Below are 11,297 nucleotides of genomic sequence, written 5' to 3' on the forward strand. Positions count from 1 at the left end.
CCATGAACGCCTGACGCTCGACCGGCGCATTGCCATCCAGCGGCACGAACACCGCCGCGCACTTGCTCACGGCCAGCTGGGCCGCCAGCAGATCGAACGAGCGAGGCAGCAGCAAGGCCACGCGGTCACCCGCCTGTACCCCCTGCTCCAGCAGGTACCCGGCCAGCCGGCTGGCCTGCCGGTCGAGCGCCTGGTAGCTCCAGCGCCGCGTGCCATGGGCCACCGCCAGTGCATCCGGGCTGGCCATGGCCTGCGCCTCGAACAGGGCATGCACGGGCAGGTCGCGGGGATAGTCGCGACGGGTCGCGTTGAACTGCCGCGCCACGCGCTCGCGCTCGACGTCCGGCAAGGCGTTGATACGGTTCAACGGCGCCGCCGGCGTGTCCGCCAGGGTATCGGCCAACCGCGCCAGGGCCGTCTGCAGCAGCTGGCAGACCAGTACCCCATCCACTTGCGGCACCGCCTGCACGGTCAGGATGAAACCGTCACCCAAATCGTCGACGCTGACCACCAGCGGGTAGTTGCTGCGCTCATGGGCGGCCAGCAGTTCGATGCCCTGCCAGGCCTGTGCGCGCTGCGCCCCGGAGGCCGCGCTATGGCGGTAGTTGAGCAGGCTGGTGAACAGCGCCTGGGAGGCCGGCACGCCGCTGCAGCGCTGGGCCAGGGCCAGGGAGGCCTGCTCGTGGGCCAGTAGGCGCGCCAGGCGCTGGTGGGTCAGGCGCACGCCGTCGACCACATCCATCTCCCCCACACTGACCCGCAACGGCAAGGTGTTGATGAACATGCCCAGCGCCCGCTCGGCGCCCTCGCCGCCCTGCAGGCGACCAAGCAGCACGGTGCCGAACACCACGTCCTCGCGGCCTGACAGCTGCGCCAGCACCTGCCCCCAGGCCTGGTGCACCAGGCTGGCGACGCTGATGCCCAGCAACCGTGCCTGCTGACGCAGGCGCAGGGCCAGTGGCTCGTCCAGGCGCTCACGGTGGTCGAGCACGTGGCTGCCATCGCCCAGCGCCCCGCGCAGACCGAACACTTCGGTCGGCTCGTCAATATCGCCCAGCAGTTCGCGAAACAGCGCCTCCTGCGCCTGGCTGTCGTCACGCAGGCGCGCCTGGGCCACATAGTTGCGGTACGGCACGCTGTCGCCCTCGGGCATGCGCCCCAGCAGCGCATCGCCGACCTCGGCCACCAGCAGTTCCATGGCGGCGTGGTCGAGGAGGATATGGTGCAGCAGCAGGGTCGCCTGCAAGCGGCCCTGTTGCACATGGCTGCTCAGGTGCATCAACGGTGCGCGGCCCAGGTCCAGGCGCGGGCTGTCCAGTGCCGGCTCAAGGTCCAGGCGCGCCTCGCGCCAGACCACCTGCACCGCTTCGTCGAGCCCCTGCCAGTGCACGCTGGTGCGCAGGATGTCGTGGCGGGCGATGACCTGGTTCAGCGCCGCGACGAAGGCTTCCAGCTCGGCCTCGCCGGCAAAGGCGAACTTCAGTTGCAGTACGTAGGGGTCGACCTCGGCACTGGCTAGGTGGTGGTAGAGAATGCCCTGCTGCAACGGCGCCAGGGCGTACAGGTCCTGGATATTGGCCGCACCGCCGGGAATCCTCTGCACCAGGCTGTCGAGCGCGGCCTGCTCCAGGCGCGCCAGCGGCAACATGTCGGGGGTGATGCGTGTGCAGCCCGCCGGGATACGGTTGGCTGGCACTTCCAGCGTCGCCTCGCCGCCCACCGCCGCCGCCAGCGCGGCCAGGCTCGGCTGGCCGAACAGTACCCGTACATCCGCCGCCAGGCCGGCCTGGCGCATGCGCGCGGTCAGGGTCACGGCCAGCAGCGAGTGGCCGCCGAGCTCGAAGAAGTTGTCATGGCGACCGACCTTAGCCACACCCAGCAGTTCGCTCCACAGCTGCGCCAGCAGGGTCTCGACTTCGCCTTGCGGCGCCTCATAGGCCTGCTGCGTGGTTTCCGGCTGCGGCAGCGCCTTGCGGTCGAGCTTGCCGTTGGGGCTCAGCGGCAGCGCCTCGAGGTGGGTAAAGGAAGCCGGCACCATGAACTCCGGCAACTGGCCCAGCAGCGCAGCGCGCAGCGTGTCCGGCGCCTGCCGGGCGCCGGTGTAGTACGCCACCAGGCGCTGCTCGCGGGCCAGCACCACCGCCTCCTTGACCCCTTCGATACGGGTCAGGCAGGCCTGGATCTCGCCCAGTTCGATGCGCAGGCCACGAATCTTCACCTGATCGTCGTTGCGCCCGAGGTATTCCAGGTTGCCGTCGGCCAGATAGCGGGCCAGGTCGCCGGTGCGGTACATCCGGCCACCGGCCCTGAGCGAGAACGGATCATCGAGGAAGCGTTCAGCGGTCAGTTGCTCGCGGTTGAGATACCCCCGCGCCACCTGCACGCCACCGATATACAGCTCGCCGGCCACACCCACCGGTACCGGCTGGCCCTGGGCGTCCAGCACGTACAGCGCGGTATTGGCGATCGGCTTGCCGATCGGCGTGCTGTCCGGTGCCGTCACGCAGTGCCAGGCACTGACATCCACCGCCGCCTCGGTCGGACCGTACAGGTTGTGCAGCTCGACCGTCGGCAGCTGTGCATGGAAACGCCGTACCAGGCTGCCGGGCAAGGCCTCGCCGCTGCACAGCACGCGCTTGAGCTGGTGCACCAGGACTTCGCCATGGGCGAGGAACACATCGAGCATCGACGGTACGAAGTGCAAGGTGCTGACCTGCTCTTCACGGATGACCGCACGCAGGTACTCGGGGTCGCGGTGCCCGCCAGGGCGCGCCATCACCAGGCGTGCGCCGGTCTGCAGCGGCCAGAGGAACTCCCACACCGACACGTCGAAGCTGAACGGGGTTTTCTGCAGCACTACGTCACCGGCGCCCAGCCGGTAGGCGTCCTGCATCCACAGCAGGCGGTTGACCACCCCGGCGTGCTCGTTCATCACGCCCTTGGGCAGGCCGGTGGAGCCGGAGGTGTAGATCACATAGGCCAGGTGGCGCGGGGTCAGCCCGGGCACCTGTGGGGCATGCGCCGGCTGTGCCTGCCAGGTCGGCCGGTCGAGGTCGATCAGCGCCGCGCGGCTCGCCTGCGGCACGTCGCGGGTGGCACCGTGCACCAGCACCGCCAGCGGCGCGCTGTCATCGAGCATGTGGCGGATGCGCTCGGCCGGGTAGTCCGGGTCGACCGGCACGTAGGCGCCACCGGCCTTGAGGATGGCCAGCAGGCCGACCACCATCGACAGGCCGCGCTCGAGGCAGATCGCCACGCGCGCGTCGGGTTTTACCCCCAGCGCAATCAGGTGATGGGCCAGGCGGTTGGCCTGCTCGTCGAGCTGGCGGTAGCTCAGCACGCCTTCCTCGGACTTCACCGCAATGGCCTGCGGCGTGCGTCGCACCTGAGCCTCGATCATGCCGTGCAGGGTCTGCTCCAGGTCGTACGCCACCGCCGTGTCGTTGAACTCGACCAGCACCTGGCGCCGCTCCTCGGCACTCAGCACCGGCAAGCGGTTCAGCGCCTGCTGCGGATGCTGCTCGAGCGCCAGCAGCAGGCCATCGAGCACCTGCAGCATCTGTGCGCAGATGCGCTGCGCGCCCACCTGGGCCGACACCTGCACGCCCAGGCGCAGGCCATCGCCGAAGTCATCGACATTGAGGCTCAGCGGGTAGTTGGTGCGCCCTTCGCTGCCCAGGGTCTCGATCCCCTCCCAGGCCTGTGGCTGCGGCGCGGCGCGGGTGCTCTGCCGGTAGTTGAGCATGGCGCTGAACAGCGGCAGTGGCGCGGCCACCTGGCTGCAGCGCTGGGCCAGGGCCAGTGAAGCGTGCTCGTGGACCAGCAGCGCCGACAGCTCGCGGTGGGTGGCCAGCACGCCGTCGCGTACGCCCAGCCCATCCAGGTCGACCCGCAGCGGCAGGGTATTGATGAACATGCCCAGTGCCCGCTCGCTGCCCTCGCCGCCCTGCAGGCGGCCCAGCAGCACGGTGCCGAAGACCACGCGGTCCTTGCCGCAGGCCACCGCCAGCAGGCGCGCCCAGGCCAGGTGCACCAGGCTTGCGGCACTCACGCCCAGTTGGCGGGCCTGGTCGCGCAGGCGACCATAGCGAAGGCCGTCGAATTCCACCTCGGCCTCATCGAGGGCCTGACCTTCGCCCTGCACCTCGCGTAGGCCGAACGGCAGGCTTGGCTCGTCGATATCACCCAGGCGGGCGCGGAAGAACGCCTCGTGCTCGGCTTCGCTGACGCCCAGGCGCGCCTGTGCCACATAGTTGCGGTACGGCACCGAGGCCGACAACGGCTCGGTCTGCCCCAGCAGGTAGCCGCGCAGTTCGGCCTGCACCGCCTGCATGGCGATATGGTCGAGCACGATATGGTGGAACTGCAGCACCGCCTCGACCCGCTGGCCACCCGGTTCGGTGCGATGCAGCAGGCGGATCAGCGGCGCCTGGCCAAGGTCCAGGCGCGCCAGGTGGGCGTCGTCGAGCGGCGCCAGTTGCAGCGGCGCCTGGCGCCAGACCACCTGTACCGGCTGCGGCAGGCCATCCCAGAGCACTGCAGTGCGCAGGATGTCATGCCGGGCGATGACCTGCTCCAGGGCCTGTGCGAACACCCGCAGCCGCGCCGGGCTGTCGAAGCGCAGCCGTGCCCGCAGGGCGTAGGGGTCGGCGCCCACGGCGCTCAAGTGCAGGTAAAGGATGCCTTCCTGCAACGGCGCCAGGGGGTAGATATCCTGGACATTGGCCGCGCCGCCCGGCACCGCGGCGACGATGCGCTCGATGGCGGCCGGTTCCAGGTCGACCAGCGGCAGCATGTCCGGGGTGATGAGGGTGCAGCCCGCCGGAATCCGGTTGGCCGGCACCACCACCGCGCCGCCCTGGCCCAGGGTAGCCGCCAGCGCGGCCACGCTCGGCTGGCCGAACAGGGTGCGTACATCCACCTGCAGGCCGGCCTGGCGCAGGCGCGCGGTGAGGGTCACGGCCAGCAGCGAGTGACCGCCCAGTTCGAAGAAGTTGTCGTGCCGCCCTACCCGCTCCACGCCCAGCAGCTGCGACCAGATCTCGGCCAGCAGCGCCTCGGTCTCGCCCTGTGGCGCCTCATACTGGCGCCCCTGCACGTCCGGCAGCGGTAGCGCCTGGCGGTCGAGCTTGCCATTGGGGGTCAGCGGCCAGCTGTCGAGGTGGATGAACAGCGCCGGCACCATGTACTCCGGCAACCGCGCCAGCAATGCCTGGCGCAGCGCGTCAGCCGGCTGCGGCTCGCCACGGTGGTAGGCGACCAGGCGATCACCGCCGTGTGGATGCCGGTGGACCAGCACCAGTGCCTCGCGCACGCCGGCCACGCGGTTCAGGCAGGCCTCGATCTCGCCCGGCTCGATGCGCAGGCCGCGCAGCTTGATCTGGTGGTCGGTACGACCAAGGAACGTCAGGCTGCCGTCGGCGGCCTGGCGTACCCGATCGCCGCTGCGGTACAGCCACTCACCCTCGGCGAACGGGCTGGCGATGAAGCGTTCGGCCTGTTGCTCCGGCAGCCCCAGGTAGCCACGCGTCACCCCGGCGCCGCCGATATGCAGCTGGCCGGCGACGCCCCAGGGTACCGGCTGGTCGTGGGCATCGAGGACGTACAGGCGGGTGTTGTCGATGGGGTGGCCAATCGGCAACGCGCCGGCAGGAATCAGCTGTCCGGGCTCCAGGGTCCAGGCGCTGCAGTCGACCGTGGTCTCGGTGGGGCCGTAGACGTTATGCAGGCGCACCTGCGGCAGGCGCTGGCGAACCTGCCGGGCCAGGGCCTCGGTCAGCTCGCCACCACCGCAGACAATATCGCTGAGGCTGGCGCAGGCGGCACTGTCGTCCTGGTCGAGGAACTGCTGCAACAGCGCGGGCACGAATTGCACCACGCCGACCTGCTGCTGGCGAATCAGCCCGGCCAGGTACTGCGGGTCGCGCTGGCCATCCGGCTTGGCCAGCACCAGGCGCAGCCCGCTGCACAACGGCCAGAACAGCTCCCACACCGAGGCGTCGAAGCTCACCGGGGTCTTGTGCAACACTGCGCCGCCGGCCGGGAACCGGCGGGCACTCCAGTGCACCAGGTTGGCCAGGTTGCGGTGCTCGACCATCACCCCCTTGGGCAGGCCGGTGGAACCTGAGGTGTAGATCACATAGGCAAGGTGCGCGCCGTTCAGCCCGGGCACCCGTGGGTCGCTGTCCGGTTGCCCGTCCCAGCTGGGCTGATCGAGATCGACCTGCGGCACCGCCGCTTCGCCGACCAGCGTCCGCGTGCCTTGTTGCACCAGCAGCGCTCGCGGCTGACTGTCGGCGAGCATGTGGCCGATACGTTCTGCCGGGTAGTCCGGGTCCAGCGGCACATAGGCACCGCCGGCCTTGAGGATCGCCAGCAGGCCGACCACCAGCGGCAGGCCGCGCTCGACACAGATTGCCACCCGGTCGTCGGGCCGCACACCCAGTGCGATCAGGTGGTGGGCCAGGCGATTGGCCTCGGCGTTCAGCTGGCGATAGCTGAGTTGTCCGTCGTCAGACTGCACGGCGATCGCCTCGGGATCGCGCGCCACCTGCTGCTCGAACAACGCCTGGACAGGCTGTTCGAGATTGCCGGCCTGGGCCGTGGCGTTGCAGGTCTGCAACAGATGCTCACGCTCATCGTCCGGCAATACCGGCAGCGCCAGCAGCGCTTGCCGTGGCTGAGCCTCCAGACCTTCCACCATGCCCTGCAGCACCTGCCGCAACTGCCCGCAGACCCGCTGGGCGCCGACGCTCGCCGGGGTCATTGCCACCAGGCGGAAGTCTTCCCCCATGTCGTCCACGCTCAGGCTCAGCGGGTAGTTGCTGCGCTCCTGGCCATCGAGGAACTCGATGCCCTGCCATTCCAGGCGCCGGGCCTCGCTCGCCGCCTGGCCATGGCGGTAGTTGAGCATGGCGCTGAACAGCGGCGCCGGGGCCGGCACGCCACTGCAACGCTGGGCCAGGGCCAGCGACGCATGCTCGTGCACCAGCAAGGCGCTCAGGCGCTGCTGGGTCAGGCGTACGGCGTCCTGCAGGTCGAGGTCTGCAAGGTCCAGGCGCAGCGGCAAGGTATTGATGAACATGCCCAAGGCCCGCTCGGCACCTTCGCCGGCCTCCAGGCGGCCCAGCAACACAGTGCCGAACACGACTCGATCAGTGCCGCTGACGGCCGCCAACAGGCGAGCGAAGGCCAGGTGGAACAAGCTGGCGGGGCTGATGCCCAGCTGCCGGGCCTGTTGCCGCAAACGCGCGGCCAGGGTCTGGTCCAGCCAGAGGTGGGCTTCCTCGATGGCCTGGCCGTCGCCCTGCACATCACTCAGGCCGTAGGGCAGCGTCGGCTCGTCGATATCGCCCAGCTGGGCGCGGAAGAACGCCTCGTGCTCGGCCTGGCTGACGCCCAGGCGCGCCTGGGCCACGTAGTTGCGGTAAGGCACCGGGGCCTGCACTGGTACGGCGCTGCCCTGCAGGTAGCCGAGCAGCTGCGCGCCGATGATCTCCAGGGCGGTGTGGTCGAGAACGATATGGTGGAACTGCAGCAGTGCCTCGATGCGCTGGCTGCCGGCCTCATCGCAATACAGCAGGCGGATCAGCGGCGCCCGGGCCAGGTCGAGGCGTTGCAGGTCGTGGCCGTCGAGCGGCGCGACCAGCAGTGGCGCCTCGCGCCAGACCACCTGCAGCGGTTGCTCCAGGCCTTCCCAGAGCACGGCGGTGCGCAGCACGTCGTGACGGCTGATGGCCTGGCGCAAGGCCTTGGCGAACGCCTCCAGGCGTGCCGGGCTGTCGAACGCCATGCGCGACTGCAGCACATAGGGATCGTGCTCCGGCGAGCTGAGGTGGTGGTAGAGGATGCCCTCCTGCAACGGCGCCAGCGGGTAGATGTCCTGCACGTTGGCCGCGCCGCCCGGCACCGTGGCGACGATGCGCTCGATGGCGGCAGGTTCAAGGTCCACCAGTGGCAGCATGTCCGGGGTGATCTGGGTGCAGCCGGCCGGAATCCGGTTGGCCGGGACCTCGACCTGGCGGCCATGGCCCAGGGTCGCCGCCAGTGCCGCCACGGTCGGCTGGCCGAACAACGTGCGCACGTCGGCCTGCAAACCGGCCTGGCGCAGGCGCGCGGTGAGGCTCACCGCCAGCAGCGAGTGACCGCCCAGTTCGAAGAAGTTGTCGTGGCGACCGACCTGCGCAACGCCCAGCACCTCGGCCCAGAGTGCCGCGATAGTGGTTTCCACGGGGCCTTGCGGCATGGCGTAGGCCTGGCCGGTGAGCATGGCCGGTTCCGGCAAGGCCTTGCGGTCCAGCTTGCCGTGGCTGGTCAGTGGCAACTCGTCCAGGCGGATAAAGGCTTGCGCTATCAAATGGCCCGGAAGGCTGGTTTGCAAGCCTTGGCGCAAGATGTCTAGATCGACCATGGCGGTTTCGGTGAACCAGGCCAGCAGACGCTCGTCACGCACCAGCACCACGGCATCCGCGATACCCGGCTGCGCCTTCAGCGCGGCTTCGATCTCGCCCAACTCGACCCGCACGCCACGGATCTTCACCTGGTCGTCATTGCGACCCTGGTAGTCCAGCGTGCCATCGGCATTCCAGCGCACCAGATCGCCCGTGCGGTACATCCGCCCGCCGTTGAACGGATCGTCGAGGAAGCGCTCGGCGGTCAGTTCAGGCCGGTTGAGATAGCCCCGGGCGACCTGCGCACCACCGATGTACAGCTCGCCGGTCACCCCCACCGGTACGGGTTGGCGTTGCTCGTCCAGCACATAGACGCGGGTGTTGGCAGTCGGCTTGCCGATATGCAGCGCACCGCCCGGTTGCAGTTGCCCCGACGTCGCCACCACGGTGGTCTCGGTCGGGCCATAGTTGTTGACCAGCGCAAAGCCCGGATCGCGGTCGAACTGGCGCAGGCGATCACCGCCGACCAGCAGCGTGCGCAGGGTCGGGTGCTGGCGTTCGCGGCGCAGCGCCTGCTCGGCGACCGGCGTCGGCAGGAAGCTCACTTGCAGCGGCTGCTCCAGCCACCAGTCGAGCAGTTCATCGACATGCTCGCCGCCGATGGACGCCGGCGGCAGGTGCAGCACTGCTCCGGTGCTCAGTGCCGGCCAGGCTTCCCAGGCCATGGCGTCGAAGCCGAAGCCCGCGACGCTGGAGGTGTGGCTGCCCTCACCCAACTCGAAGGCCTGGCAATGCCAGTGGATCAGGTTGGCCAGGGTGCGGTGCTCGACCATCACCCCCTTGGGCTGGCCGGTGGAACCTGAGGTGTAGATCACATAGGCCAGCTGATTCTGGTCCAGCCCTGCAACCACAGGGTTGCTGGCCGCGTGGCCGAGCCAGTCATCGCCATCCAGCATGACTTTGGCTGCATCGCCGACCAACGCTTCGGTGGCCGATTCGACCAGCACCAACGCCGGAGCACTGTCGCTGAGCAGGTAGGTAATCCGCTGCGCCGGATAACCCGGATCGATCGGCACATACGCCGCCCCGGCCTTGAGCACGGCCAGCATCGCCACCAACCGTTGCGGGCCACGTTCCAGACATAGCGCCACGCGGTCGCCCAGGACCACGCCACGCTCGATCAGATGATGAGCCAGGCGGTTGGCGCGCTCATTGAGTTCTCCATAGCTCAGACTCAGCTCGCCCTGTACTACGGCCAATGCTTCGGGCGACTGGGCCTCGACCAGTGCGTGCACGGTCTCCCCTTGCGGATAGCCCACGGCCGTGGCGTTGAAGTCCCCCAGCACCTGGCGCGAAGCCTCGTCATCCAGTATCGGCAAGCCTGCGACCACTTGCCCCGGGCACTGCTGCAGGGCCTGCAGCAATTGGTCCAGGGTATTGACCATCCAGCCGCCGATCTGCGCCGCCGGCAGCCCTTCGGCGGCCAGCACGCTCAGGCTGAAACCCTCGCCCAGGTCGTCGACGCTCAGGGTCAGCGGGTAGTTGCTGCGCTCCTCCCCCCCCAGCAGGCGCACGCCCTGCCAGATGCCTTCGCCATCGCGGGCGACGCCCTCGGCGCTGTGGCGGTAGTTGAGCAAAGCGCTGAACAATGGCGCAGAAGCGGCCACGCCGCTGCAACGCTGGGCCAGCGCCAGGGGCGCGTGCTCGTGACCGAGCAGGGCCGACAGCCGCTGGTGGGTGAGGCGCAGCGCCTGGTCCACCGGCAGCGCGATATCCACCCGCAATGGCAGGGTGTTGATAAACATGCCCAGCGCCCGGTCGGCGCCCTCGCCCGCTTGCAGGCGGCCCATCAGCACGGTGCCGAACACCACGTCGCGACGCCCCGCCAGCACGCCCACCACACGGGCCCAGGCCAGGTGCACCAGGCTGGCGGCGCTGACGCCGCGCTGCCGCGCCTGCTCGCGCAGACCATGGGCCAGGGTGGCCGGCAACATCAGGGCAGCATGTTCGACGCGCCCGCCATCGCCCTGCACATCGGCCAGGCCATACGGCAGGGTCGGCTCGTCGATATCACCCAGTTGCGCGCGGAAGAACGCCTCGTGGCCAGCCTGATCGTCGCCCAGGCAGACCTGGGCAACATAATTGCGATACGGCACCGCCGCAGGCAGCGTGACACCACGCCCGTCCAGCAGCGCCTGCATCTCCTCGCCGACCACGGCCATGGCGGCGTGGTCGAGGGTCAGGTGGTGGAACTGCAACAGGGCTACCCACTCGCCCTGGCGCGGATCCTCGGCATAGACCAGGCGCAGCAAGGGCGCCCGGGTCAGGTCCAGGCGTTGCTGGCGGGCATCGAAACGGGCCTGCAGTTGCTCGATTACCGCCTTTTCGCCCAGCCCGGTGACTTCGCTGACCGCCAGGCGGGCCTCGCGCCAGACCACCTGCACTGGCTCGCCCAACCCCTCCCAGACCACCGAGGTGCGCAGGATGTCGTGGCGGTCGATGACCTGTTGCAAGGCCGCAGCCCAGGCCCGCAAACGCTCGATGCTGTCGAAGGCCAGGCGTGACTGCAAAAGGTACGGGTCGCCCTGCTCGGCACTGAGGTGGTGATAGAGAATGCCTTCCTGAAGCGGCGCCAGCGGGTAGATTTCCTGCACGTTGGCCGCGCCACCCGGCACGCTGGCGACGATACGGTCGATGCTGCCCTGGTCCAGGTCGATCAGGCTGAGCATGTCCGGCGTGATCTGCGTCGCGCCTTGCGGCACACGGTTTTCGGGCACTGCCACTTCACGTCCGGAGCCCACCGCGGCCGCCAGCGCGGCCAGGGTCGGCTGGGCAAACAGCACGCGCACGTCGGCATCCAGCCCGGCCTTGCGCATGCGCTCGATCAGGCTCACCGCCAGCAGCGAG

1 protein-coding gene is annotated in these 11,297 nt (G+C 69.3%); it reads right to left on the minus strand.

Annotation, left to right across the window (positions count from 1 at the left end):
* On the minus strand, nucleotides 1–11,297 hold an 11,297-nt coding region (locus tag NMG10_RS25505), incomplete at both ends, for a non-ribosomal peptide synthetase (protein ID WP_254465348.1).

The sequence above is a fragment of the Pseudomonas sp. DVZ6 genome (assembly GCF_024259445.1).
GTDB classification, from domain to species: domain Bacteria; phylum Pseudomonadota; class Gammaproteobacteria; order Pseudomonadales; family Pseudomonadaceae; genus Aquipseudomonas; species Aquipseudomonas peradeniyensis.